The 25,481-nt window shown below is 68.7% G+C and carries 19 protein-coding genes; 7 read left to right on the plus strand and 12 right to left on the minus strand.

The genetic code is table 11. The features are described 5' to 3' along the window. Positions 1-42: 42 nt before the first annotated feature. From IO33_RS0112125 to IO33_RS0112145, 5 genes are read right to left on the minus strand one after another with little or no spacing between them, the layout of a single operon-like run. The gene (locus tag IO33_RS0112125; protein WP_031163591.1) at positions 43-1,104 is read right to left on the minus strand and encodes an ABC transporter ATP-binding protein; all 1,062 of its coding nucleotides are present in this window, start codon (positions 1,102-1,104) and stop codon (positions 43-45) included. Continuing rightward, a complete protein-coding gene (locus tag IO33_RS0112130) occupies positions 1,088-2,071 on the minus strand; it encodes an ABC transporter ATP-binding protein (protein WP_031163593.1) in 984 nt (327 codons plus the stop codon). Before IO33_RS0112130 ends, IO33_RS0112125 begins: the two co-directional genes overlap by 17 nt. 7 nt (positions 2,072-2,078) lie before the next feature. Further along, positions 2,079-3,059 carry an ABC transporter permease gene (locus IO33_RS0112135; RefSeq protein ID WP_031163596.1) on the minus strand — a complete coding sequence of 327 codons (981 nt, stop codon included), beginning with the start codon at positions 3,057-3,059 and terminating at the stop codon, positions 2,079-2,081. Beyond that, complete coding sequence (locus tag IO33_RS0112140) at positions 3,052-3,972, minus strand: ABC transporter permease (protein ID WP_031163598.1); 921 nt, start codon at positions 3,970-3,972, stop codon at positions 3,052-3,054. Before IO33_RS0112140 ends, IO33_RS0112135 begins: the two co-directional genes overlap by 8 nt. A gap of 5 nt (positions 3,973-3,977) precedes the next feature. Then, positions 3,978-5,597 carry a peptide ABC transporter substrate-binding protein gene (locus IO33_RS0112145; protein WP_031163600.1) on the minus strand — a complete coding sequence of 540 codons (1,620 nt, stop codon included), beginning with the start codon at positions 5,595-5,597 and terminating at the stop codon, positions 3,978-3,980. A 467-nt stretch (positions 5,598-6,064) separates the two neighbouring features. On the opposite strand from IO33_RS0112145, the gene IO33_RS0112150 reads away from it, so the two are divergent. The 7 genes from IO33_RS0112150 to IO33_RS0112180 all read left to right on the plus strand — a co-directional run bounded on the left by IO33_RS0112150 (position 6,065) and on the right by IO33_RS0112180 (position 14,738). Continuing rightward, positions 6,065-7,093, plus strand: a complete 1,029-nt coding sequence (locus tag IO33_RS0112150; protein WP_031163602.1) for an ABC transporter permease — start codon at positions 6,065-6,067, stop codon at positions 7,091-7,093. A gap of 74 nt (positions 7,094-7,167) precedes the next feature. Further along, the gene (locus IO33_RS45890) at positions 7,168-8,949 is read left to right on the plus strand and encodes an ABC transporter substrate-binding protein (protein ID WP_031163604.1); all 1,782 of its coding nucleotides are present in this window, start codon (positions 7,168-7,170) and stop codon (positions 8,947-8,949) included. An 82-nt stretch (positions 8,950-9,031) separates the two neighbouring features. Then, positions 9,032-10,012, plus strand: a complete 981-nt coding sequence (locus IO33_RS0112160) for an ABC transporter permease (protein ID WP_031163606.1) — start codon at positions 9,032-9,034, stop codon at positions 10,010-10,012. 12 nt (positions 10,013-10,024) lie between these two features. Beyond that, complete coding sequence (locus IO33_RS0112165; protein ID WP_031163609.1) at positions 10,025-11,050, plus strand: ABC transporter ATP-binding protein; 1,026 nt, start codon at positions 10,025-10,027, stop codon at positions 11,048-11,050. A 26-nt stretch (positions 11,051-11,076) separates the two neighbouring features. Beyond that, a complete protein-coding gene (locus tag IO33_RS0112170) occupies positions 11,077-11,880 on the plus strand; it encodes an oligopeptide/dipeptide ABC transporter ATP-binding protein (protein ID WP_031163611.1) in 804 nt (267 codons plus the stop codon). A gap of 216 nt (positions 11,881-12,096) precedes the next feature. Further along, positions 12,097-12,834: a class I SAM-dependent methyltransferase gene (locus IO33_RS0112175; RefSeq protein WP_031163614.1), complete on the plus strand. Its 738-nt coding sequence runs from the start codon at positions 12,097-12,099 to the stop codon at positions 12,832-12,834. 458 nt (positions 12,835-13,292) lie between these two features. Beyond that, positions 13,293-14,738, plus strand: coding sequence for a glycosyltransferase family 39 protein (locus tag IO33_RS0112180; protein WP_031163616.1), 1,446 nt, complete (start codon positions 13,293-13,295; stop codon positions 14,736-14,738). Between the two features lie 100 nt (positions 14,739-14,838). Here the strand turns inward: IO33_RS0112180 and IO33_RS0112185 are convergent, their stop codons facing one another. The 7 genes from IO33_RS0112185 to IO33_RS0112215 all read right to left on the minus strand — a co-directional run bounded on the left by IO33_RS0112185 (position 14,839) and on the right by IO33_RS0112215 (position 25,472). Next, positions 14,839-15,732, minus strand: coding sequence for an oligopeptide/dipeptide ABC transporter ATP-binding protein (locus IO33_RS0112185; protein WP_031163619.1), 894 nt, complete (start codon positions 15,730-15,732; stop codon positions 14,839-14,841). A gap of 29 nt (positions 15,733-15,761) precedes the next feature. After that, positions 15,762-16,826, minus strand: a complete 1,065-nt coding sequence (locus IO33_RS0112190) for an ABC transporter ATP-binding protein (RefSeq protein WP_031163622.1) — start codon at positions 16,824-16,826, stop codon at positions 15,762-15,764. Between the two features lie 10 nt (positions 16,827-16,836). After that, complete coding sequence (locus IO33_RS0112195; RefSeq protein WP_031163624.1) at positions 16,837-17,817, minus strand: ABC transporter permease; 981 nt, start codon at positions 17,815-17,817, stop codon at positions 16,837-16,839. 87 nt (positions 17,818-17,904) lie between these two features. Beyond that, positions 17,905-19,713, minus strand: a complete 1,809-nt coding sequence (locus IO33_RS0112200; protein ID WP_031163627.1) for an ABC transporter substrate-binding protein — start codon at positions 19,711-19,713, stop codon at positions 17,905-17,907. A gap of 59 nt (positions 19,714-19,772) precedes the next feature. Beyond that, a complete protein-coding gene (locus IO33_RS0112205) occupies positions 19,773-20,807 on the minus strand; it encodes an ABC transporter permease (RefSeq protein WP_031163629.1) in 1,035 nt (344 codons plus the stop codon). A 404-nt stretch (positions 20,808-21,211) separates the two neighbouring features. After that, positions 21,212-23,119 (minus strand): translational GTPase TypA, encoded by a 1,908-nt coding sequence (typA, locus tag IO33_RS0112210; RefSeq protein ID WP_031163631.1) that lies wholly within the window; start codon positions 23,117-23,119, stop codon positions 21,212-21,214. Positions 23,120-23,273: 154 nt separating this feature from the next. Continuing rightward, a complete protein-coding gene (locus IO33_RS0112215) occupies positions 23,274-25,472 on the minus strand; it encodes an ABC transporter family substrate-binding protein (RefSeq protein ID WP_031163633.1) in 2,199 nt (732 codons plus the stop codon). Between the last annotated feature and the right edge of the window lie 9 nt (positions 25,473-25,481).

The following is a 25,481-nucleotide window of genomic DNA, read 5'->3' on the forward strand; positions in this document are numbered from 1 at the left end:
ACGGCCGTGCGGGTGCCGTGAACGGGCCGGGGTGCGCCAGATTCACCCCGGCCCGTTGCCGTGCTCGCCCTCCGCCGGGACCACCTGCCGTTCCGCCGCGAAGTGGCAGGCCGAGTCGTGGGCCGCCGGGCCGGCCGTGTCACGGAAGGCGGCCGGTACCGCGAGGGCCGGCACCTCGCGGGCACAGCGCTCCCGGGCCTTCCAGCAGCGGGTGCGGAAGCGGCAGCCGGAGGGGATGTTCGTCGGGGACGGCACGTCTCCGGTGAGGATGATCCGCTCGCGGTGTTCGCGGGCCTCCGGGTCGGGGACCGGCACCGCCGAGAGCAGTGCCTGGGTGTAGGGGTGGGTGGGGTGCTCGTAGATCTCGGCGTCCCGTCCGATCTCCACGATCCGGCCCAGGTACATGACGCCGACCCGGTCGGAGATGTGCCGGACCACGGACAGGTCGTGGGCGATGAAGACGTAGGAGAGGTCGAACTCCGCCTGGAGGCGGTCCAGCAGGTTGACCACCTGGGCCTGCACCGAGACGTCCAGCGCGGACACCGGCTCGTCGGCGACGATCACCTCCGGGCGCAGCGCAAGCCCCCGTGCGATGCCGATGCGCTGGCGCTGGCCGCCGGAGAACTGGTGCGGATAGCGGTTGACGTACTCCGGGTTGAGGCCGACCACGTCCAGCAGCTCCTGGACCCGGCGGCGGCGGTCGCCCTTCGGTGCCACTTCGGGGTGGATGTCGTACGGCTCCCCGACGATGTCCCCGACCGTCATACGGGGGTTGAGGGACGTGTACGGGTCTTGGAAGACCATCTGGATGTTGCGGCGGACCGCCTTGAGGGCCCTGCCGGACAGCCGGGTGATGTCCTCGCCCTTGAACAGGATGGAGCCGGCCGTCGGGCGCTCCAGGCTGCAGAGCAGCTTCGCGACCGTCGACTTGCCGCAGCCCGACTCCCCGACGATGCCGAGGGTCTCGCCCCTGCCGAGGGTGAAGTCGACGCCGTCGACGGCCTTCACCGCGCCGACCTGCTTCCTGAACAGGACGCCCTGGGTGAGGGGGTAGTGCTTGACCAGCCCGGTCACTTCGAGGATCGGCTCAGTGGTCACGGTCATCCAGGCACTCCCTCCAGAAGTGGCAGGCGCTGCCGCGTGCGCCGGAGACCTCGTACAGCGGGGGTTCGTCGGTGCGGCAGACGTCCCTGGCCATCGGGCAGCGCGGGTGGAAGGAGCAGCCGGGCGGGATGTCCGTCAGGTTCGGCGGGAGGCCCTTGATGGCGTACAGCTCCTGCCCCTTCTGGTCCAGGCGCGGGATGGAGTCCAGCAGGCCGCGGGTGTAGGGGTGGGCGGGTGCCTTGTAGAGGTCGTGCACGGGCGCCGACTCGACGATCTTCCCGGCGTACATCACGGCGATCCGGTCGGCCACGTCGGCCACGACGCCCAGGTCGTGGGTGATGAGGATGAGCCCCATGCGGTACTCGCGCTGCAGTTCCGCCAGCAGGTCCATGACCTGGGCCTGCACGGTGACGTCGAGGGCGGTGGTGGGCTCGTCGGCGATGACGAGCGCCGGCTCCAGGGCCAGCGCCATGGCGATCATGATGCGCTGGCGCATACCGCCGGAGAACTGGTGGGGATAGTCCCGCACCCGCTGGGCGGCGCCCGGGATGCGCACCCGCTCCATCAGCTCGACGGCCCTGGCGCGCGCGTCCTTCTTCGACATCCCGCGGTGCACGACGAACATCTCGCCCAGCTGGTCCCCGACGGAGATGACGGGGTTGAGGGCCGACAGGGCGTCCTGGAAGATCATCGCCATGCCGGCGCCGCGGACCTTCCGCCGCTCCTCTTCCCTCAGCTTCAGCAGGTCCCGCCCCTGGAAGAGGATCCGGCCGCCGGTGATCCGCCCCGGCGGCATGTCGAGGATGCCCATGACGGCCTGCGCGGTGACGGACTTGCCCGACCCCGACTCCCCGAGCACGGCGAGGGTCTCTCCCGCGTCGACCTCGTAGCTCACCCCGTTGACGGCATGCGCCACCCCGTCCCTTGTCCGGAACTCCACGTGCAGGTCCCGCACTTCGAGCAGCACGCCCGCATCACCTCAGCTTCGGGTCGAGGGCGTCGCGGACCGCGTCGCCGAGCATGATGAAGGCCAGGACCGTGACGGCCAGGGCGCCCGAGGGCCACAGCAGGGCGTGCGGGGCGTTGCGGATGTACGGGGAGGCGCTGGAGATGTCGATGCCCCAGGACACACTGGGCGGTTTCAGCCCCACACCGAGGTACGACAGGGTCGCCTCCAGCGCGATGTACGTGCCCAGCGCGATGGTCGCCACCACGATCACCGGCGCCACGGCGTTGGGGGCGATGTGCCGCAGCAGGATGCGGGAGTCGGAGGCCCCGAGGGCGCGGGCGGCCTGGACGTAGTCGTTCTGCTTGGCGGTGATGACCGAGCCGCGCGCGATCCGGGAGATCTGCGGCCAGCCGAGCAGCACCATGAACCCGATGACCGGCCAGACCGTGTTGCTGGTGACCACCGACAGCAGGACGAGGCCGCCGAGGACCACCGGGATCGCGAAGAAGATGTCGGTGACCCGGGACAGGACCGAGTCCCAGACACCGCCGAAGTACCCGGCGAGGGCGCCCAGGACCGACCCGGCCACGGCCACCCCCAGCGTCGCCAGCACGCCCACCGTGACGGACGTACGGGCGCCGTACACCGTGCGCGTGTAGACGTTGCAGCCCTGGCCGTCGTACCCGAAGGGCGCGCCCGGTCCCGCGCCGTCCTGCGCCTTGGCGAGGTCGCACTTCAGGGGGCTGCCGGAGGCGATCGCCGAGGGCCACAGGGAGATGAGGACCAGGAAGGCGATCACCAGGCCGGAGATCAGGAACACCGGGTTGCGGCGCAGGTCACTCCAGGCGTCGGACCACAGCGAACGGGGCCTGCCGGCCGGTCCGGTGCCCCCCGGGCCGCCCGGCGTCCGCTCCAGCGTGGCCGCCTCGCTCACACCGAGGTCCATCGCCCCTCCCATGCCGGTCCCGGCGATGGCGCCCTCGGGTTCGTACGGCTGCTCAGGCATAGCGGATCCTCGGGTCGAGTACGGCGTACAGGAGGTCGACGAGGAGGTTGGCGACCAGGAAGACGAGGACGAGGACCGTCACGAAACCGACGACCGTCTGGGTGTTCTGGCGCAGGATGCCCTGGTAGAGCTGGAAGCCGACGCCATGGATGTTGAAGATCCGCTCGGTGGCGATCGCCCCGCCCATCAGCGCGCCGATGTCGGCACCGATGAAGGTGACCACGGGGATCAGGGAGTTGCGCAGCAGGTGCCGGACGACCACCCGGCGCCGGGGCAGGCCCTTGGCGATCGCCGTACGGACGTAGTCGGACCGCTTGTTCTCGGCGATGGCGGTGCGGGTGAGCCGGGTGACGTAGGCGAGCGAGACGGAGGCGAGGACCAGGCCGGGCACGATCAGCTCGCCGAAGCTCCCGTAGCGCACGGACGGGCTGATCCACTGCCATTTGATGCCGAGCAGCAGTTGCAGCAGCAGACCGGTGACGAAGGTGGGGACGGAGATCACCACCAGGGTGGCCAGCAGCACCCCGGTGTCGACCGGCCGGCCGCGCCGCATGCCCGTCAGCACGCCCAGCGTCACGCCGACGACGATCTCGAAGAGGATCGCGACGATCGTGAGCCGGATGGTGACGGGGAACGCCGCTCCCATCAGCTCGGTGACCTTCTGGCCGTTGAAGGCGGTGCCGAAGTCTCCGGTGAAGATGTTGCCCATGTAGGTCGCGTACTGCTGCCAGAGCGGCTTGTCCAAGCCGAACTCCCGCTTCAGCTGGGCGGCCGTCGCCGGGTCGCACGCCCGCTCCCCGCACAGGCCCGCGATGGGGTCGCCCATCACGTTCACCATCAGGAAGATCAGCAGCGTCGACCCGATGAACACCGGGACCATCTGGAGCAGCCGCCGCGCGACATAGCGCCCCACGGGGGTCAGCCGACCTTGATCTCGTTGTAGACCGGCACGCTGAACGGGTTGAGCGCCACGTGGGAGAGCCGGGCGGTGTAGCCGGCGCTGCCGTTCTGGTACCAGAGCGGGATGGCCGCCATGTTGTCGCGGACGACCTTCTCGGCCTGCTGGAAGAGCCGGACGGCGGTGGGCTGCGCGGTCTCGGCGTTGGCCCGGTCGACGAGCCGGTCGAACCGCTTGTCGGACCACTTGCCGTCGTTGGAGGAGGCGCCCGTGTAGTACAGCGGCTGCAGGAAGTTCTGGATCAACGGGTAGTCCATCTGCCAGCCGGCCCGGAAGGGGCCGGTCATCTTGTGCTGGGTGATCTGGTTGCGGAAGTCGGCGAAGGTGCCGACCGGGTTGCCGACGCAGGCCCTGTCGTTGCCGAGGGCGTTGTTGATGGAGTTGCACACGGCGTCCACCCACTGCCGGTGCGAGCCGGTGTCCGCGTTGTAGGTGATCGTCAGCCGGCCGCCGGGGATCCCGCCGCCCTCCTCGATGAGCCTCCGGGCCTGTACGGGGTCGTAGTCGCAGGCGTGGCCGCACAGTCCGGGCTTGTAGCCGCCGGCCGTGCCGAGGACCGGGGAGGTCCAGTCGGTGGCGGGGGTGCGGGTGCCCCGGAAGATGGTCTCGGTGATCTGCCTGCGGTTGATCGCCATGGACAGGCCCGTGCGGACCTTCCGCGCGCCGCCGGTGTTCCACTTCGGGTCGTAGTAGGGGAAGGCCAGGGTCTGCAGGATGCCGGCCGGGGTGTTGATGTAGCGGCCGTTCAGGTCGGTCTCGACGTTCTTGAGCTGGCTGGCCGGCACATCGTCGACCAGGTCGAGGTTGCCGGCCAGCACGTCGGTGTACGCGGTGTTGCTGTCGGTGTACACCAGGAGGGTCACGCCGACGTTCCGGGCCGGGTCGGGGCCGGGGTAGGCGTCCCACTTCTTCAGGTTCATCGCCGAGCCCTTGGTGTAGGACTCGATCTGGTAGGGCCCGTTGCCGACCGGTCTGCTCAGCCAGGCCGCGTGGTCGGTGAAGAAGGTGCGCGGGAGCGGGACGTAGGCCGCGTACCCGAGGGTGTCGGGAAAGCTGGAGAACTTCTGGCTGAGGGTGACGGTGAAGGTCCTGGGGCCGGTGACCCTGAGCCCGGACAGGGTGTCGGCGGTCTGTGCTCCGCTGTCGGGGTGGACCTGGCCGTAGCCCTCGATGTAGCCGAAGAAGTACGCGTTCTTCTGGTTGTTGCGCAGGCTCGCCCCGTAGTTCCAGGCGTCCACGAACGACCTGGCGGTGACGGGTTCGCCGTTGCTGAACCGCCAGCCGCTCCTGACGGTGACGGTGAAGTGCCGCGAGTCCGTGGTGTCGATGCGCTCGGCGAGCATGTTCTGGGCCTTGCCGGTCCTCGGGTCGTACTTCTTCAGGCCCCGGAAGACCATGTCGAGGACCTTGCCGCCCTGTACCTCGTTGGTGTTGGAGGGCTCCAGCGGGTTCTGCGGGTCGCTCCAGGAGGAGGTCATCACCCCGGGCCCGCCGAATCCGGCACCGCCCCCGCAGGCGGTGGCCATCAGCCCCGCGGCGACCGCGCAGCCGGCCCATCTGACGCGCGTGCCTCCCCGCATGCGGTGCCTCCTCCGCGCTCGCCGACCCGATACCGGTCAATATCGACATACACAGCCCATACCGCATGCCCGTGGCCGGATTGAGGGGCCTTTAGGGGGACACGTCATCCGAATGCAGACAGCCACCTGGAGGAGCCCGGGCGATCTTGCGCCGACCACGCAACAGATCTCTGTGCAACGTTGTCGAAACGTTGGATTGCGACGTGCCGATGTACGCATGTCGACACACCACCGTCCGCATATCGAACTCATTGCCCGATTCACCCAGTTGGTCCGATGTGAAGCACGGATTGATTACAGCGCGCTACCCGCGTAGCTACGGAATAGTCAACTACGAGTAAAGAACGTAAAGACGCAACCAAGGCGACCGAGAATTTATTGACCTTGAATGAATTGCGTTGAAAAAGTCCGGCGTAGCCCGTAGGGGAGCGCCCTGCGGAGCCTTGACCCACAAGGCACGGAGCATCATGACCCCCGCAACCCCTTCCTCGGCCGCCCCACTCGAGGTGACCAAAGAAGACAGCGCCACATCGGCGAAGCCCGGCAACCCGAAGGGCACCGAGAGCCGCTCCCCGGGACGGCTGGCCTGGATCCGCTTCAAGCGGGACCGCACGGGTGTCATATCGGCCATCACGGTGATCTTGTTCTTCGTCGTGGGCATCGCCGCGCCGCTGATCGCCAAGGTGTACGGCAAGGACCCGTACACCACCTACGGCATGAACATCCCGGGCCTGTTCAACGAGTTCAACTACCCGTTGAAGCCGAACGGCGGCATCAGCTCCGACTTCTGGTTCGGCATCGAGCCACAGCTCGGGCGGGACGTCTTCACCTTCCTGCTCTACGGCATCCGCAACTCCCTGCTGATCGCCACGGCCGCCGCCCTGCTGACGACCCTGCTCGGCGTCGTCATCGGCATCACGGCCGGCTACCTCGGCGGCAAGACGGACTACTTCGTCGGCCGGGTCATCGACATCCTGCTGGCGTTCCCGCAGACGCTGTTCTTCATCGCCTTCTGGCCCGTGGTCATGGCGATCTTCGTCAAGCCGACCGACGGCACCCCGGTCTGGCTGACCGTGACCAGCCTGATCCTCGTGATGACGGCCTTCGGCTGGGCCTCGATCGCACGTCTGCTGCGCGGTGAGGTGCTCGCCCTGCGCGAGCGCGAGTTCGTGGAGGCGGCCAAGGTCACCGGCGCCTCCCCGGCCCGGATCATCTTCAAGGAACTGCTGCCCAACCTGTGGACGCCGATCCTCATCCAGGCGACGCTCCTCCTCCCGGCCTATGTCACCGCTGAAGCGGGTCTCGCATTCCTCGGTGTCGGCCTTACGGACCCGACCCCCGACTGGGGCGTGATGATCCAGAACGGCGCCAAGGTCTACCAGGACGACATCACCTTCATGCTCTTCCCGGGCGTGGCCATGGTGATATTCGTCGTGGCCTTCAACCTGCTCGGCGACTCGGTCCGCGACGCACTGGACCCGAAGACCAAGCGCTGAGTTCCTCCCGGCCCGGGCGACGGGGCCCGGCCGGGAACAAGCACCTCCTGTCATCCACTACGAACGGGTCAGCCATGTCTCTCTCCCGCAGAAACTTCGTCATCGCCACCTCTGTCGCGGCCGCGGGCTCGACGCTGCTGTCCGCGTGCAGCAGCGGCGGCGGGGGCGGCAACGGCACCCCGAGCGCCGGCGCCACCAGCTACACGGGCGCCAAGGTCACCATCGGCACGAAGGCCGACTCCACCGGTCCCGCCCCGGAGATCCCCGGCGCCAAGAAGGGCGGCACGATCTACGGCCTCGCGCCGGACGACTTCTCGCACCTCGACCCGCAGCGCATCTACTACGCGTACAACTCCACGATCGCGCTGCTGCTGCACCGCTGCCTGACCGGTTACAAGATCGACTCCTCCGGTCACCAGAAGCTCGTCGGCGACCTCGCCACCGACACCGGCACCGCCTCCAAGGACAACAAGACCTGGACCTTCACGCTGAAGGAGGGTCTGAAGTGGGAGGACGGCAGCGAGCTGACCGTCGAGGACGTGCGCCACGGCATCGAGCGCCTGTGGGCCCCGTTCGTCACCGAGTCCGCCACCTACGCCCAGCTGGCGCTGACCGGCAAGGGCGCCAAGTGGCGTGACGCCTACGAGGGTCCGTACAAGGGCAAGCACCTGGACGCGATCGTCACCGACAAGGCCAAGCGGACCATCACCTTCCACCTGGCCGAGCCGAAGCCGGACTTCAACTTCACGCTGGCGATGCACTCCTACGCCGCCACGCCCGTGAAGCTGGACACCAAGGAGAAGTACGACAAGGCCCCGGTTTCCGCCGGTCCTTACAAGATCAAGGCGCACTCCATCGACAAGTCGATGGTGCTGACCCGCAACAAGAACTGGGACCCGGCCACCGACTCGATCCGCAACGCCTACCCGGACGGCTTCGAGTTCCTCTTCGGTGTCGAGACCCTCGACAGCACCGACCGCCTGATCGCCGACCAGGGCAACGACCAGTACGCGGTGTCGATCTACAAGGGCGTCCCGGCCGAGCGCATCCAGAAGGTGCTCACCGACCCGCAGCTGAAGAAGCGCACCTTCAACGGTCTGCTCACCGGCACCTACTTCTACTGGATCAACACCAAGCGCATCACCGACCTGAAGGTCCGTCAGGCCCTCATCCACGCCTGGCCGCTGCAGCAGATCCGGCAGATCTACGGCGGCCCGTCCGCCGGTGACCTCGCGAGCTCGATCCTCAGCCCCGACATCATCGGCTACGAGAAGAGCGACGTCTACGGCAAGCTGACGAAGCCGGCGGGCGACCCGGAGAAGGCCAAGGCGCTGCTGAAGGAGGCCGGCAAGGAGGGCGTGAAGGTCGTCTACGCCTTCCCGCAGGACCCGACCTACCTCAAGACCAAGGTCGTCATCGAGAACGCGCTGAAGGCGGCCGGCTTCACGCCGGTCATGAAGCCGGTCGACTCCACGTCGTACTACGACCAGATCCAGCAGATCAACAACAGCTACGACGTCATGTGGGGCGGCTGGTCCCCGGACTGGCCGACCGCCTACACGATGATCGAGCCGCTCTTCGACGGCGCCGCCATCGGCAACGGGCAGAACAACGTCTCCCAGACGGACATCAGCTGGATCAACGACGCGATCAAGAAGACCGCGGTGATCGCCGACCAGACCGCGGCCGGCAAGGCCTGGGCCGCGCTGGACAAGAAGATCATGACGGAGGTGGCGCCGATCATCCCCGAGACGTTCACCCGCCGCTTCTACGTGTACGGCTCGAAGGTGGGCGGTGCCCAGTTCGACCCGAACTTCTCCGCGACCCTGCTGTACAAGACCTTCGTGAAGGCCTGACGTACGAACCCCGGCGGGGCGGCCCCGGTGCCGCCCCGCCGTCTCACCCCCTACGGCATCCCGTCAGGAAAACCCAACTGCCATGCTCCGCTTCCTCATCCGCCGGACCCTCGGCGCCGCTGTGATCCTGCTGATCATCAGCGCCCTGGTGTTCGTCCTGTTCTACGCCGCTCCGCGCGACCCCGCCCGCCTCGCGTGCGGCAAGGTCTGCACCCCCGAGACCCTGGCTCTGGTGAAGAAGAACCTGGGGATCGACCACTCGCTCCCCGTGCAGTACTGGGACTGGCTCAAGGGCCTCTTCGTGGGGCGTGACTACGCCTCGTTCGGGCACTGCGACGCGCCGTGCCTGGGTTACTCGTTCCAGAACCGCGAGCCGGTCCTGGGCACCATCGAGGACCGCTTCCCGACGACGATCTCCCTGGCCCTGGGCAGCGCCGTGGTCTTCCTGTTCTTCGGCGTGGGCACCGGCATGCTCGCCGCGGTGAAGCAGGGCAAGGCCCTCGACAAGATCGCCAGCTCCGCCTCGCTGATCGCGTCGTCGATGCAGATCTACGTCATCGGCGTCCTGGCCACGTACTTCCTCGTGGACCAGTGGCACCTGATGGACCGGGCCAACTACACGCCGTTCACCGACGACCCGGGCAAGTGGTTCACGGGCCTGCTGGTGCCGTGGCTGGTGCTGTCGCTGATCTTCACGGCCAACTACACCCGTATGACGCGGTCCCAGATGGTCGAGTCCCTCAGCGAGGACTTCGTCCGCACGGCCCGCGCCAAGGGACTCTCCCGCCGAACGGTGTTCTTCCGCTTCGCCTGGCGCGGCGCGATGGGCCCGATCATCACCATCTTCGGACTCGACCTCGGCACGCTGCTCGGCGGCGCGATCATCACCGAGTCGACCTTCAGCCTGCAGGGCATCGGCAAACTCTCGGTGAAGGCGGTCCAGACCAGCGACCTGCCGATGCTGCTGGGCGTCATCCTGGTCGCCGCGGCCGCGATCGTCGTCTTCAACATCATCGTCGATGCCGTGTACGCCCTCATCGACCCGCGCGTGCGCCTCGCGTAAGGAGAGCGAACCATGAGCACCCCCTTCCTCTCCCTGCGCGACCTGAAGGTCCACTTCTCCACCGAGGACGGCATCGTCAAGGCCGTCGACGGGCTGTCGTTCGACCTGGAGAAGGGCAAGACCCTCGGCATCGTCGGTGAGTCCGGCTCCGGCAAGTCGGTCACCAACATGGCGATCCTGGGCCTGCACGACCCGCGGAACACCACGATGGACGGCGAGATCCTGCTTGAGGGCAAGGAGCTGATCAGCGCCACCGAGTCCGAGCTGGAGCGCCTGCGCGGCAACAAGATGTCCATGATCTTCCAGGACGCGCTGGCCTCGCTCTCGCCGTACCACACCATCGGCGCGCAGATCGCCGAGACGTACCGCAAGCACACCGGCGCCTCCAAGAAGGAGGCCCGGGCGCGCGCGATCGAGATGCTGCGCCGGGTCGGCATCCCCCAGCCGGACGTGCGTGTGGACGACTACCCGCACCAGTTCTCCGGCGGTATGCGCCAGCGCGCGATGATCGCCATGGCCCTGGTCTGCGACCCCGAGCTGCTGATCGCCGACGAGCCGACGACGGCCCTCGACGTGACGGTCCAGGCCCAGATCATGGACCTCCTGAAGGACCTCCAGCAGGAGTTCGGCACCGCGATCATCTTCATCACCCACGACCTCGGTGTCATCGCCGACATCGCGGACGACGTGCTGGTGATGTACGGCGGCCGGTGCGTGGAGCGCGGCACCAAGAAGCAGGTGCTGAGCTCCCCGGACCACCCCTACACCCTGGGCCTGCTGAGCTCGATGCCGAGCCTGGACGGCCCGGTCGACGTGCCGCTCTCCCCCATCCCCGGTTCCCCGCCCTCGCTGCTCAACCCGCCGTCCGGCTGCCGCTTCCACCCGCGCTGCACGTTCGCCGCGAAGGTCAGCGACGGCCGGTGCTCGTCCGAGCGGCCGGAGCTGGAGGTGGCCGAGGGCCGCGGCTCCGCCTGCCACCTCACCGTGGAGCAGAAGCGGGAACTCTTCTCCGACTACGCCGGAACCCGGCACAACTGACGGACACCAGACGGGACTTCACGACCATGAGCAACACGAACCCCCTCCTGGACGTCTCCGGGCTCACCAAGCACTTCCCGATCAAGGGCGGCTTCCCGATCCGCCGGACGGTCGGCGCGGTGCAGGCCGTGGACGGGCTGGACTTCCAGGTCGCCGAGGGTGAGAGCCTGGGCCTCGTCGGCGAGTCGGGCTGCGGCAAGTCGACCACGGGCCGGCTGATCACGCGGCTGCTGGAGCCGACCGGCGGCAAGATCACCTACCGCGGCCAGGACATCACGCACGCGGACCGCAAGGGCCTGGCGCCGATCCGGTCCGAGATCCAGATGATCTTCCAGGACCCGTACGCCTCGCTGAACCCGCGGCAGACGGTCGGGAAGATCATCTCCGGTCCGATGGAGATCAACGGGATCAACCCCGAGGGCGGGCGCGAGAAGCGGGTCCGTGAGATCGTGCGGCACTTCTCGCAGCGCGTCGCGGTCATGTACCTCGGCAAGATCGTGGAGATCGCCGACCGCGACGACCTGTACGACAATCCCCGCCACCCCTACACCCGGGCCCTGCTGTCCGCCGTGCCCGAGGCGACGGTGGACGCGGAGCCGCGCGAGCGCATCCGCCTGGCCGGCGACGTGCCCTCGCCGATCAACCCGCCCTCCGGCTGCCGCTTCCGCACCCGCTGCTGGAAGGCGACGGAGAAGTGCGCGACGGAGGCCCCGCCGCTGGTCCAGGCCGAGGGCAACAAGCCCGGTCATCTGACGGCCTGCCACTACCCGGAGACGGCGGACACCATCCCGGCCCCCCGCCTCTCCAAGGACCCCGAGGCGGCGGCCTGACACACCCCTTTCCGTCAGCCCCGCCTTGCGGAACGGACTTCACCGGCCCATTGACCCGAGCCCATGAACGTCCGCTTCCAGGGAACGAAGGCCCGCACCTCCCCAGGTGCGGGCCTTCGGCGTGGAACGGCCATGTCACGCACGGGAGTTGAGAGATGTTCAAGAAGTGCACCGGAAACTGACGCGCCGTTCAACAAGGTGTGTCAGACTGCCGCGGTGGTAGATCATGCGTTCACCGATCTCACGCTCGCCGCGCTCTACGACAGCCTCAACCCCTGGGGTCCGGCTGACGACTTCTACCTCGGTCTGCTGCGGGACGCGCACGCGGTTCTGGACATCGGGTGCGGCACCGGACAGCTGCTGCGGCGGGCCCGCGCCGAGGGGCACCAGGGACGGCTGATGGGGCTCGACCCGGCCCCCGCCATGCTCGTCCAGGCGCGGCGGGCCCGGCCGGACGTCGAGTGGGTGCTCGGGGACACGCGGGTACGGCGGTGGGAGGCGGAGTTCGACCTCGTCGTCATGACCGGGCACGCGTTTCAGGAGCTGGTCGGGGACGAGGAGATCCGGCACTGTCTGCGGTCGGTCCGGGCGGCCCTCGGCGACGGCGGACGGTTCGCGTTCGAGACCCGGAACCCGGCCGCCCGCGCCTGGGAACGGTGGGTCCCGGAGCGGGTGCACGAGATCACCGCCGCCGACGGCACGCCGGTGCGGGTGTGGCACGAGGTCCTGGAGCCGCTCCGCGGGGGCCGGGTGCGGTTCACGGAGACCTACGACGGCGACGGCTGGCCGGCCCCACAGGTGTGCCACAGCGTCCTGCGCTTCCTGGACGCCGGGACACTGGAGGGTTTCCTCGCGGAGGCCGGCCTGGTGGTCACCGAGCAGTACGGGGACTGGGAGCGGGGACCGCTCACCCCCACCAGCCCCGAGATCATCACCATGGCCCGGCGGGCCTAGGCACTGCCCGAGGGACCGCCGCTCGCGGCTGGGGAATGCGCGCCGGTCGTGCACGACCGTGGGGGCGGTGAGTTCACTCGCGGTGAGGGAGAGCCTGGTGCCGGTGGTCCCTGTCGCTGCTGCTCGTCGGCGTGCTCCAGGAGCGCGGCCGTGCCGGGCACCGGGTGGCGTACGGCGGCACGGTCCTGTTGTCCGCGCTGCTGGACTGGCTGTCGCTGCCTGGAGGTTGCTCGCGTCGGCTATGACAGTGATCACCGTGTGATCACTGGTCGTTGATCGTTTCCAGCGGGTAGATTCCCGTCATGCCCACCCGGTCGGCCGACCACCGACAGCGCGGGTGGCGCCCAGGGGGTGGGTGACCCACACATGCGGCCGAGCCGGTGTGTGGTGTGCACCGGGCGTTCGACAGGCCCGCCCTTTGCGGCGTGGACCGTCGATCCCGAGGACCGGACCTCTTCATGAACTCCTCCCCGACCTCGCTCCGGTCGCGCCTGCCCGTATGGCTGGTCCCGGTGCCGTGGACCCTCGCCCTCGGTCTGTGGGGGCTGTCCCGGCAGCACAGTGTGTGGCGGGACGAGGCCGCGACCTGGATGGCGGCCCAGCGGTCCGTCCCCGAGATCTGGCATCTGCTGCGGCACGTCGACGCCGTGCACGGGCTGTACTACCTGCTGATGCACGGGCTGTTCCACTGCTTCGGGGCGAGCACGACGACCCTGCGGCTGCCCTCCGTGCTGGCCATGGCGGTGGCCGCGGCCTGTGTCACGGCCGTCGGCCATCGGCTGGCCGGGGTCTGGGCCGGCGTGGGCGCAGGGCTGGCGTTCGGGCTCCTTCCCGCCGTGCAGTTCTCCCTTCAGGACGGCCGTCCGTACGCGCTCGTGTCCGCGGGGGCCGCGCTCTCGACGCTGCTGCTCGTCGGCGTGCTCCAGGAGCGCGGCCGTGCCCGGCACTGGGTGGCGTACGGCGGCGCGGTCCTGCTGTGCGCGCTGCTGAACTGGCTGTCGCTGCTGATCCTGCCCGCGCATCTGGCGACGCTCCGGTGGACCAGAGCCCGGCGCGGGGTGCGGGTGCGCTGGGCGGTCGCCGCGTCGGCCGCGGTCGCCGGCACGCTGCCGTTGATCCTGTTCAGCCGGACCCAGGCCCATCAGGTGGCCTGGATACCGCCGCTGACCTGGCAGAAGATGATCGGCCCTGCCGTCCTGCTGACGCTCGGCGCGCTCGCGGCCCTGGCGGACCGGCCGCGCGGGGGCCGGCTTTCGGCGGCGGCCGTGGGACTTCCCCTGCTGGCGGTGCCGCAACTCGGCCTGCTCGCCGTCTCCCTGGTCCGTCCGCTGTACCTGGACCGCTATGTCCTGTTCAGCATGCTGGGCCTGGCCCTGCTGATCGGGGCGGCCCTCGCTGCGGCGGTCCGGTCGACGGGCCACCGGTACCCGCGTGCCTCACGAGGGCTCGTCCCGGTGGCGCTCGCGGTGGCCATGGCGGCGCTGTTGCCCCAGTCGCTGGCCCAGCGGTCCCCGGCCAGCCGTGTGGACGACGTCCTGGCGGTGGCCGGGGAGGTCCACCGGCTGGGGAGGACCGGGGACGCCGTCCTCTTCCTGCCGGCGGACCGGCGCGACACCGCCCAGGTCTCCCCCGGTGACTTCGCCGGCCTGCGGGACATCGCACTGGTGAGGGACCCCGTGGCGGCCGGGAACCTGAAGGGCGAGGAGGCCCCGGCGCAGCGGATACGGTCCGCGATGCTGGCGCAGCACCGCATCCTGCTGGTCACCGACGCGCCGGAGGTGGCCCCGCCGGTCTCGGCCGAGCGGGACAGGGCGAAGGCCGACGTACTGAAGCGGCACTTCACCGCGGTGGCGGACGAACGGGTCCGCGGCCGGCGGGTCACCGTGTACGAGCGTCACCCGTAGCACCCGACACGCATGTCACCCGTGGTCCCTGATGCGGGCGTCACCCGTAGCCCCCGATGCGGGCGGCACCCCCGCGGCCACGGACCCGGGTGACGCGCGGCTACGCCTCCTGCGCGGGCTCCGGCCCCGGCGTGCCCTCCTCCAGTGCCGCCAGCGCCGGGTCCAGGACGATGTCCTCGTCCCGTGCCTCGATCGTCGGCTCCTCCGGGAAGTGGCAGGCCGTCAGATGGCCGTCGTGGTTGCCGGAGATCCGGACCAGCGGCGGCTCCTCGGTCGCGCACTTGTCCTGTGCCTTCCAGCAGCGGGTGCGGAAGCGGCAGCCGGAGGGCGGGGAGATCGGCGAGGGCACGTCGCCGGCCAGGCGGATGCGCTCGCGCGCGGTGGCGTCGTCCGTCGCGAGGTTCACCTCGGGGACGGCGGACAGCAGGGCGTGGGTGTACGGGTGGCGCGGCCGGGTGTAGATGGATTCGCGGTCGCCCACCTCGATGATCTTGCCGAGGTACATGACCGCGACGCGCTGCGAGAAGTGCCGCACGATGGCGAGGTCGTGGGCGATGAAGACGAAGGCGATGCCCAGTTCCTTCTGACCGGAGATGATCTTCCCGACCGTCTGCCGCGGGTTCAGCGACGAGTACGGGTCCTGGAAGATCATCTGGATCTCGGAGCGGATCGGCGCCAACTGCTTGCGGTTCGCGTGGCTGATGTCCTGGCCGCGGTAGGTGATCTTGCCGCCGGTCGGCTCCAGCAGCCGCGTGATCAGCCGGCCCGTGGTCGACTTGCCGCAGCCGGACTCGCCGACCAGACCGAAGCTCTCCCCGGCGTGCACGGTGATGTCGACCCCGTCCACGGCCTGCACCGCGCCGACCGTCCGGCGGATCGGGAAGCCGCCCTTGACGGGGAAGTGCTTGACCAGTCCGGAGACCTCCAGCAACGGCTCCCCGTCCGCGCCGGCGCTCTTCTCGCGCGGGGCCGGGAGGACCAGGTCCTCTTTCATGACGGTGTCCTCCTAGGACGTACGACGACCTAGCCCAGACGGGGCTTGATCTCCTCGATGAAGATGGTCCGCTTCTGTTCCTCCGTGAGATGGCACGCGGAGGCCCGGTCCGGTGCCAGCAGCGGGCGCTCCCGCACACAGCGGCCCGTGCCCTCCACCCGCTCCTGGAAGGTGCAGCGGGGATGGAAGCGGCAGCCGGACGGGGGGGTGAGCAGCGAGGGCGGCGACCCGGGGATCGGGGACAGCTGGGCAGCGAGGTCGGAGTCCAGCCGCGGCATCGAGTTCAGCAGGCCCCAGGTGTACGGGTGCCGGGGCGCGCGCAGCACCTCGTCGGTGGTGCCCCGCTCCACCGCGCCGCCCGCGTACATCACCATGATGTCGTCGGCCATGTCGGCGATCACCCCCAGGTCGTGGGTGATGAAGACGATGCCGGTGCCGAACTCCTGCTGCAGGTCCTTCAGCAGATCCAGGATCTGCGCCTGCACCGTCACGTCCAGGGCGGTCGTCGGCTCGTCGGCGATGAGCAGGTCGGGGTCGCAGACCAGCGCCATGGCGATCATCGCGCGCTGGCGCATACCGCCGGAGAACTGGTGCGGGTACTCCTTCGCCCGCTCCCTGGGGTTCGGGATGCCGACCTTGCCGAGCATCTCCACGGCACGTGCCCAGGCCTCCTTCTTGGAGGCGCCGATGTGCTTCATGTACGGCTCGGCGATCTGCCGGCCGACCGTGTAGTAAGGGGAGAGCGCGGTGAGCGGGTCCTGGAAGATCATGGCGACCTTGTTGCCGCGCAGCTTCTCCAGCTCGGACTCGCGGGCGGTGGTCAACTCCCGCCCGTCCAGCAGGATTTCACCCTCTACCGTGGTGAACATGGGGTTGTGCAGGCCGAGGATGGTCAGGTTGGTCACCGACTTGCCCGAGCCGGACTCGCCCACGATGCCGAGCGTCCTGCCGCGCTCCACGTCGAAGGACAGCCCGTCCACGGCCCGTACGACGCCGTCCTCGGTCTTGAAGCTGACGTGCAGGTCCCGCACCGAGAGCAGGGGACCGGTACCGGCCGGGTTCGGAGCACCGGCTTCCTTGGTCAGAGTGGTCACGACAGTGCTCCTAGGACAGCCGCACGCGCGGGTCGATGAAGGCGTAGGCGGCGTCGACGATGATGTTGAACAGCAGGATCATGCTGGCGGAGAAGAGCATCACGCCGAGCAGCAGCGGCAGGTCGCTGAAGAAGACGGACTGGACGGCGAGGTTGCCGAGGCCAGGGAGGCCGAAGGTGTACTCGGTGATGATGGCGCCGCCGAACAGCGAGCCGAGGTCGATGCCGAAGATGGTGACGATCGGGATCAGCGAACCGCGCCAGGCGTAGCGGAAGAAGACGTATCCGCGGGACATGCCCTTGGCGCGCGCGGTGCGGACGTGTTCCTCCTGGAGCTGTTCGATCATCGAGGAGCGCGCCATACGGGTGTACTGCGCGGCGAAGATCGTGGAGAGGATCACCCACGGGATGATGAGTCCCGTGAACCAGGACGCGGGGTCCTGGGTGAACTCGTTGTAGGCGGGCTTGTCGAACCAGTGGGTCTGGTAGACGAGGATCGCCAGGGCCAGCGGGCCGAGGAAGTAGATCTGCAGCGAACTGATGACCATGGCGCCCGCGGTGGCCGTCTTGTCGATCAGGGTGCCGCGCCGCCAGGCGGCGAGCAGCCCGGTGCCGAGGCCGACGATCAGGAAGCACACGGCCGCGCCGAGGGTGAGCGAGACGGTGGTGGGCAGGCGGTCCATCAGGGTGCCCCAGACCTGCTCGTTGGTGTGGTACGAGTAGCCGAAGCAGGGGGCGGGGCAGGGCCCCTGGGCGAACTGGTTGCTGCCCAGGACGAGGTTGTGCAGGAAGATCCAGTACTGCTCGGTGATGGGCTTGTCGAGGCCGAGCACATGGTGGATGTTCGCGATGCTGTCCGGGTTGCACGTCTTGCCGCACATCAGCAGCGCCGGGTCCCGGGGCACCCCGAAGAACAGCAGGAACGTGACAATGCTCAACAGGAACAGGATGACGACGGCACCGATGAACCGGCGCACGAGGAAGCGCAGCATGGCAGGGCAGCTCTCAGACGTCGGCGGCCTCGGCGGCACCCGGCACGTCCCGCTGGCGGGAGCGCGCCGGGTACCGGGCGGGGACGGTTACTTGATGAAGAGGCGACGCGGGTCGACGCCGCCGATCACGTCGTCGTAGACGAGGCCGCCGACCTTGGAGCCGGCGATCTGGGTCTGCTTGTAGTACCCGGTCGGGACGACGTTGACGACGTCCTTGACGATGTACTGGTCGAGCTTCTCCCACTCGGCCGCCGACTTGACCGGGTCGGTGATCTTGTTGATCCGGTCGATCTCGCTGTTGATCTTCGGGTCGTTGACCTGCGAGTAGTTCTGCGCGCCGTCGGCGATCACCCGGCCGTCGTACAGCGGCGGGAGCACGGTCGAGGCGGACGGCCAGTCGGCACCCCACGCGGTGTGGAAGATGTCGTAGTTGTTGTTCAGCTTGGAGACCTGGTCGTAGTAGGTCTCGGACGGGATCTCCTGGCGCTGGACGTCGAAGCCGGCCTTCTTCAGGCCCGCCGCCATGGCGGTGGAGTACTGCTGGCCCTCCGGGGTGTTGATGTAGCCGAAGGTCAGCTTCATGTTGAGCTTGCCGGCCTTCTTCAGCAGCTCACGGGCCTTGTCCGGGTCACCGGCGGGCTTCTTCTTCTTGCCCCACGGGTCGAAGGAGGGGTCGTAGCCGGAGACGGTCGGGGAGATCAGGCCGCCCGCGACCTCCATGGCGTCGGTGCCGCCGTAGGCGCGCACGAACGGGGTGACCGGCAGCGCGTAGGCGATGGCCTCGCGGACCGTCTTGTCCTTCAGGGCCGGGTGGCTCATGTTGATGTTCATCTGGCCGACGTAGGGCTGGTAGCCGGAGACCGTGCGGGACTTCATCTTCGGGTCCTTGAGCACCTGGGACAGGTTGCCCGCGTCGACCTGGTTGTTGAAGCTGAGGCCGGTCTGGTCGGCACCGCTGTCGGCCAGCAGGGCCTTGGTGGAGGTCTCGTACTGCTGGTTGAACGTGATGTTGAACTGGTCCACGTACTGGTGCCGGATCGGGTCCGTCTTCGCGTCCCAGCTGGGGTTCTTGACCAGCACCATCGACTTGCCGGACTTGAAGGACTGGATCTTGTACGGGCCGGACACCACCGGGGCCTTGTCGTACCGCTGCTTGGTGTCGCCCTTCTCCGAGACCACCGCGTAGCCGGACATCGCCAGCGCGTAGGGCAGGTCGGGGTGCGGGGACTTGAAGTGGAAGACGATGGTCTTGTCGTCCGGGGTCTCCAGCACGGAGCCGGGCAGGTGCTTGCCCTTGTACGGCCCGTCCGGCAGCAGCTTGCGGTAGGCGGCGCCGGAGGCGTTGGCGAGCCACTGCTGGAGGTAGGTGGGGCCCTGGTTGATGAACGGCGCGAAGAGCCGCTCGACGCTGTGCCGGATGTCCTTGGACGTGATCGGCGTGCCGTCCTGGAACTTGATGCCGTCCTTGAGCGTGTACTTCCAGGTCTTGCCGCCGTCGGTGGTGGTCCCCGAGTCGGTGGCGAGGTCGCCGACCACCTCGTGCCCGCTGCCGTCGTCGGTGGTGGCCTTGTAACCGGTCAGGCCTCTGTGCAGCAGCTGCGCGACGGACATCTGGTCCGAGACGTAGATCTGGCCCGGGTCGAGGTGCGCGTACGAGTCCCGCTGCAGCACCTCCATGGTGCCGCCCGTCTTGGCGCCGGGCACGGGAGCCGCCGGACCGGTGGAGTCCGCCGCGCCACCGAACTTGATGGACGCCTGCTGCCGTTTCGCGTTCTCCTGGTCCTTCTTGCCGTCGGTACCGGAGTCGCTGCCGCCCTTGCTGCAACCGGTGAGCACGAGAGCTCCGGCCGCGAGCACGGAGAGTGCGCCGTATGCGTGGCGTCCGCCCCTACTCATCACGAAGGTTCCCACCTATCTGTGAAAGTGACGTTCCGTGTGGTTGACGTGGTGCCAGGTCAGCGCGCGGTCTTGGGATCGAAGGCGTCTCTGACCGAGTCCCCGAGCAGGTTGAACGCGACGACGAAGATGATCATCGAAACGCCGGGGAAGAACATGTAGGTGATGTCGTTCTGCATCACCAGCTGGGTGGACGCCTTGGAGAACATCTGCCCCCAGTCCGGCGTCGGTTCGACGATGCCGACGCCCAGGAACGACAGACCGGCCTCGGCCGTCACGAAGTTGGGCAGCAGATACGTCGCCTGCACCAGCAGCGGGGTGACGATGTTCGGCAGGATCTCCTTGCGGATGATCCGCCACGGCGAGGCGCCGCTGACCTTGGCCGCCTCGATGAACTCCCGCTCCCGCAGGGCGAGTGCGGTGCCGCGCAGGATGCGGCCGAGACCCATCCAGCCCAGGAACCACTGGACGAGGATCAGGGCCACCACTCGGACGTAGGTCGGTGTCTCGTCGCGCGGGCTGACGAACAGGGAGACCACGACGGGCATGCTCGCGATGAAGAACAGCTGTGCCGGGAAGGCGAGCAGGAAGTCGATGACCCGGCCGATGTAGTAGTCGGTCCTGCCGCCGAGATAGCCGGCCGCGACACCGAGCAGGATGCCGGTCACGACCACCGCGACGGTGACGGCGACCGAGATCATCAGCGAGGTGCGGATGCCGTAGATCAGCTTGGTGAAGACGTCGTAGCCGTTGCCGGGTTCGAGGCCGAACCAGAAGTCGCCGCTGATACCGCCGTTGGGCTGCACCGGCACGCCGGCACTGTCGAAGAGGTCCGGGCGCTCGTCCGCGTACACCGTGTACGGGTTCTTGCCGTACAGCTTGGCGATCAGCGGGGCGAGCAGCCCGACCAGGAAGAAGAAGCCCACGACGTAGGCCGAGATCACGCCCGTGCGGTCGCGCCTGAAGCGCAGCCACATCAGCTGGCCGGGAGACCGGCCCGCGAGCTTGACGGCTTCGCCCTTCGTCTCCGGCCCTGGTTCGCCGTCGACGACGACCGAAGTCCCGCCGCCCTCAATGTCGATAGGACTTGTCACGGTTCGTCCGTTTCAAGGTATGGGTGACTCCACACGTTCACCAACAGGAGAGGGTTCACGTCGTCCCCCCGACACCCCTGACGGGGAGGCAGACACCCCCTGGTGCTCGTGAGTCGGCGCACTGTCCCCACAGTCCGCGACCCATTGACCCGAGCGCTTCGCGGCTAACTATCTGCCATGGGTCGACCACCGACCACTGCCCGTAGATCTCAATTCAGTCACGGATCGTCGCCGCATCTTCCAAAATCTGGACAAACTGTTCGACGGAAGAAGGCACGAAACGGACTTGTTACATGGCTATCGGGCAACGATCTCCGCATGTCGGACATAGGGCCCCCGAAAACGGGTTGCAAAAAGCCCGGGTGCCCCCATGCTGGGGACACCCGGGCTCAACCGGCTTGGAATCAGCCGTGCTTGGCGCGGCTCGCGGCGCGGGCCCGCTCACGCTGGTCGAGGTTGACCTTGCGGATGCGAACGGCCTCCGGGGTCACCTCGACGCACTCGTCGTCACGGCAGAACTCCAGGGACTGCTCCAGGGAGAGCTTGCGCGGCGGAACGATGGCCTCGAACGAGTCGGCCGACGAGGACCGCATGTTCGTGAGCTTCTTCTCCTTGGTGATGTTCACGTCCATGTCGTCGGAGCGCGAGTTCTCACCGACGATCATGCCCTCGTACACCTCGGTGCCCGGCTCCGTGAACAGCACGCCGCGCTCCTGGAGGTTCGTCATCGCGAACGCGGTGACCGCACCGGCGCGGTCGGCGACCAGGGAGCCGTTGTTACGGGTCTGGAGCGTGCCGAACCAGGGCTCGAAGCCCTCGTGGATGGAGTGGCCGATACCGGTGCCACGGGTCTGCGTCAGGAACTCGGTCCGGAACCCGATGAGACCACGGGACGGCACGACGAACTCCATGCGCACCCATCCGGAGCCGTGGTTGGACATGTTGTCCATGCGGCCCTTGCGCACACCCATCAGCTGGGTGACGGCACCCATGTGCTCCTCGGGCACGTCGATCGTCATGCGCTCGACGGGCTCGTAGGTCTTGCCGTCGATCTGCTTGGTGACGACCTGGGGCTTGCCGATGGTCAGCTCGAAGCCCTCGCGGCGCATCTGCTCGACCAGGATGGCGAGCGCCAGCTCACCACGGCCCTGCACCTCCCAGGCGTCCGGACGCTCGGTGTCGAGCACGCGCAGCGAGACGTTACCGATCAGCTCGCGGTCCAGGCGGTCCTTCACCTGGCGGGCGGTGACCTTGCGGTCCTTCACGGCCGACTTCGCGTCGGCGCCCTTGCCGGTGCCGCCCCGGCCGACCAGCGGCGAGGTGTTCGTACCGATGACCATGGAGATCGCCGGCTCGTCGACCGTGATCAGCGGCAGCGGGATCGGGTTCTCGGTGTCGGCCAGGGTCTCGCCGATCATGATGTCCGGGATACCGGCGACCGCGCAGATGTCACCGGGGCCCGCCTTCTCGGCCGGCTTGCGGGTGAGCGCCTCGGTCATCATCAGCTCGGAGATGCGCACGTTGCTGATGGTTCCGTCGCGCTTGATCCAGGCCACCGTCTGGCCCTTGCGCAGCTCGCCCTGCTCGACGCGGAGCAGCGCGATACGGCCGAGGAAGTTGTCGGCGTCGAGGTTGGTGACGTGGGCCTGGAGCGGCGCGGCCTCGTCGTACGTCGGGGCCGGGATGTGCTCCAGGATCGTGGAGAAGAACGGCTCCAGGTTGGTGGAGTCGGCCGGGACGGTCCCGTCCTCCGGCTTGGTCAGCGACGCGACGCCGTCACGGCCGCAGGCGTAGACGATCGGGAACTCGATCTGGTCCTCGTCCGCGTCCAGGTCCAGGAAGAGGTCGTAGGTCTCGTTGACGACCTCGTCGATGCGGGAGTCCGGGCGGTCCGTCTTGTTGATGCACAGGATGACGGGCAGCCGCTGCTGGAGGGCCTTGCGCAGCACGAAGCGGGTCTGCGGGAGCGGGCCCTCGGACGCGTCCACCAGCAGCACGACGCCGTCCACCATCGACAGACCGCGCTCGACCTCGCCGCCGAAGTCGGCGTGGCCGGGGGTGTCGATGATGTTGATGGTGATCGGTTCCCCGCCGTCCTTCGGGTGGTACTTGACCGCCGTGTTCTTGGCGAGGATCGTGATGCCCTTCTCACGCTCCAGGTCGTTCGAGTCCATCATGCGGTCGTCGACGCCTTCGAGCTGGTGGGCGGCGAACGCGCCGGCCTGCTTCAGCATGCCGTCGACGATGGTGGTCTTGCCGTGGTCGACGTGGGCGACGATGGCGACGTTGCGGATGTCGTGGCGCGTGGCCATAAGCTGCCGTACTCCCGGAGTGGTGAGGATCGCCCTGCGCGTATGTCTGTGTCGCACGGGCCCTGCCGGGCTTGACACGCCACGGCCTCACCCCATGGTACGTGGCCCCGAGTGAGTCGGCCCTCTCAGGGCCGAGCCGCGATCTTTGTGCAGGTCACTTCGTGGGGCTGGGGGAGATCCTCGCCCCCTTCTTCAAGAAGCCCATGTCCTCGTAGACCGGCGTCTGGAAACCGAACGCCCCGGCGTTGACCAGATTCTTGCGGACCCCCACCAGCTGGGGCCGCTGGTAGAGGGGAATCGAGCCCCCCGCGGCCCAGATCCTGGCGTCCGCCTTGCGGATCAGGGAGACCTCCTCGTCCTCGTCCAGCGTCGCCATGGCCTGGTCGAAGAGCTGGTCGACCTGGTCGGTCCCCACCCGCGTGTAGTTCTGCTCGACGTTCACCGAGCCGTCCGCGGCCGGTACCGGCTTCGCGTAGACCGGCCGGTCGTCCGTCGCCGGGAACGCGGAGGACGGCCACGAGTACAGCGCGAGGTCGTAGTCGCCGGAGGCGATGTGGTCCTTGAAGTAGCTCTCGTCGGAGACCTTGGTGATCGTCGTCCGGATCCCGAGCCGCTCCAGCATGGCCGAGATCCGCTCGGCGACCGCGTTCAGCGTCTCGGAGCCCGCGCCGGACGGCAGCACGAAGCGCAGCGCGAGCGCCTTGCCGTCCTTGGCGAGCAGGCCCGCCGGCGCGGCGGCCGGCGCGGCCGTGCCCTTGGGCGCGTACGCTCCGGGCACGCCTCCGTGCTTGCCCTCCTGCGCGATGTGCCGGTCCCCGCCGTCGTCGCGGCCCCCCGACTTGTCGTCGCCGCTCGTACCGTCCCCGCTCTTGTCGTCCTCGCCGACGATGTACGCGCCGTCGTCGCCGCCGTCGGACTTGTCCTCCTTCTCCTCCTGGCCCTTCTTGCCGGCGTGATCGCCCTCGGGGCCGGCCGCCTTCTCGCCCTTCTTCTCCTCCTTGACCGGGCCGCCCGGCACCCAGCCGGCCTCGGCGAGCAGCGCCTGCGCCCCCTTGGGGTCCTGGTCGCCGACCGCGTCGCTGCTGTCCGCGTAGGCGGCCTGCCCGGACAGGGCGAGGTGGCTGCCCACCGGGACGGCGGGCAGGCCCAGCGGGGTGAGCACCAGCCTGGCCAGTTCCTTGCGGTCCAGGGCGCGGGCGACGGCCCGGCGGACGCGCTCGTCGGCGAGGGGGCCCTCGGAGCCGTTGAGGGCGAGCTGGGTGTAGGCGGGCTCCAGCGACTTGCGGACCTCGACGCCCCGCAGCTGCTGCTGCTCGTCCAGGTACCGGGTGATGGCCCGGCGCAGTGTCGTCTGCCCGGCCTGGGCCTGGTCGGAGCCGACGCCGTGCGCCAGCGCCCAGGAGCGCAGCTTGGTCACGGAGGTCCTGCCGGAGCCCTGCAGCGGGTTCGCGGTGCCGCGGGCGGCGAGCCCGATCCGCTCGGCATCGGCGGGGTCGACGTCGGCGAGGTCCACGCTGCCGTCGGCGAGCGCGACGGCCCGCTGGTCGTGGGGGACGGCGTGCAGCACGATCTCGTTGAGCTTGGCGGGCCTGCCCCACCAGCGCGGGTTGCGGGTGAGGACCACGTCCTTGGCCGCGGTGTCGACCTTGTCCACCTTGAAGGGGCCGGCGGTGACCGTCAGCTTGCGGCGGGCGCCGTCGTTGAAGGCGTCCGGGGTGCCCATGACGTCCTTCGGGTACAGCGGCGAGAACAGCGACCTCCAGTCGGCGTAGGGCCGCGAGAAGGTCACCCGCACCTGCAGGTCGTTGGCGCCGCGCTCGATCTTCTCGATGCGGTCGTAACCGGCGTTGCGGGCGGTCCAGTACGCGCTGTTCCGGCCGGACAGGGCGCGCCACTGGGCGGCGAAGTCGGCGGCGCCGATCTCCCGGCCGTCGCTCCAGACGGCCTGCTGGTTCAGCTTGTACAGCACGACCTGGCGGGGCTCGGTCTCGATGACCTTGGCCGACTCCAGGTAGGCGGGATTGGCCACCGGCCGGCCGGTGGCGTCCAGCCGGAACATCGACGGCAGCACGGCCTGGGCCACCCGGGTGGTTCCGGCGTCGGCGTCGGCCTGGAAGGTGTTCAGCGTCGCGGGGACGGCGTCCACGGCCCACTTCAGGGTGCCCCCGTCGGCGACCAGACCACGCGCGACCGGGGCGATGTCCTGCCCGGCGAGCGGTTTGCCGGCCTTGTCCTCGGAGTCGCAGCCGGCGAGGAGGGGCACGGCGAGCACACCGGCGGTCAGAAAGGCGACCGAACGCATGACGCTCCGCTGGGTGTGCCGCGAGCGGGCGACGACGCCGTCGTGGGACATCACTGCTAC

The organism is Streptomyces durhamensis (assembly GCF_000725475.1).
Lineage (GTDB): Bacteria > Actinomycetota > Actinomycetes > Streptomycetales > Streptomycetaceae > Streptomyces > Streptomyces filipinensis.

Bases quoted from the DNA above. Each gene is read 5' to 3' on its own strand.
- IO33_RS0112180 (WP_031163616.1), top strand. From the start codon at position 13,293: ATGAACTCCTCCCCGACCTCGCTCCGGTCGCGCCTGCCCGTATGGCTG.
- IO33_RS0112125 (WP_031163591.1), bottom strand. From the start codon at position 1,104: ATGACCGTGACCACTGAGCCGATCCTCGAAGTGACCGGGCTGGTCAAG.
- typA (WP_031163631.1), bottom strand. From the start codon at position 23,119: ATGGCCACGCGCCACGACATCCGCAACGTCGCCATCGTCGCCCACGTC.
- IO33_RS0112200 (WP_031163627.1), bottom strand. From the start codon at position 19,713: ATGAGTAGGGGCGGACGCCACGCATACGGCGCACTCTCCGTGCTCGCG.
- IO33_RS0112215 (WP_031163633.1), bottom strand. From the start codon at position 25,472: ATGTCCCACGACGGCGTCGTCGCCCGCTCGCGGCACACCCAGCGGAGC.
- IO33_RS0112185 (WP_031163619.1), bottom strand. From the start codon at position 15,732: ATGAAAGAGGACCTGGTCCTCCCGGCCCCGCGCGAGAAGAGCGCCGGC.
- IO33_RS0112160 (WP_031163606.1), top strand. From the start codon at position 9,032: ATGCTCCGCTTCCTCATCCGCCGGACCCTCGGCGCCGCTGTGATCCTG.
- IO33_RS0112170 (WP_031163611.1), top strand. From the start codon at position 11,077: ATGAGCAACACGAACCCCCTCCTGGACGTCTCCGGGCTCACCAAGCAC.
- IO33_RS0112135 (WP_031163596.1), bottom strand. From the start codon at position 3,059: ATGCCTGAGCAGCCGTACGAACCCGAGGGCGCCATCGCCGGGACCGGC.
- IO33_RS0112165 (WP_031163609.1), top strand. From the start codon at position 10,025: ATGAGCACCCCCTTCCTCTCCCTGCGCGACCTGAAGGTCCACTTCTCC.
- IO33_RS45890 (WP_031163604.1), top strand. From the start codon at position 7,168: ATGTCTCTCTCCCGCAGAAACTTCGTCATCGCCACCTCTGTCGCGGCC.
- IO33_RS0112150 (WP_031163602.1), top strand. From the start codon at position 6,065: ATGACCCCCGCAACCCCTTCCTCGGCCGCCCCACTCGAGGTGACCAAA.
- IO33_RS0112195 (WP_031163624.1), bottom strand. From the start codon at position 17,817: ATGCTGCGCTTCCTCGTGCGCCGGTTCATCGGTGCCGTCGTCATCCTG.
- IO33_RS0112145 (WP_031163600.1), bottom strand. From the start codon at position 5,597: ATGCGGGGAGGCACGCGCGTCAGATGGGCCGGCTGCGCGGTCGCCGCG.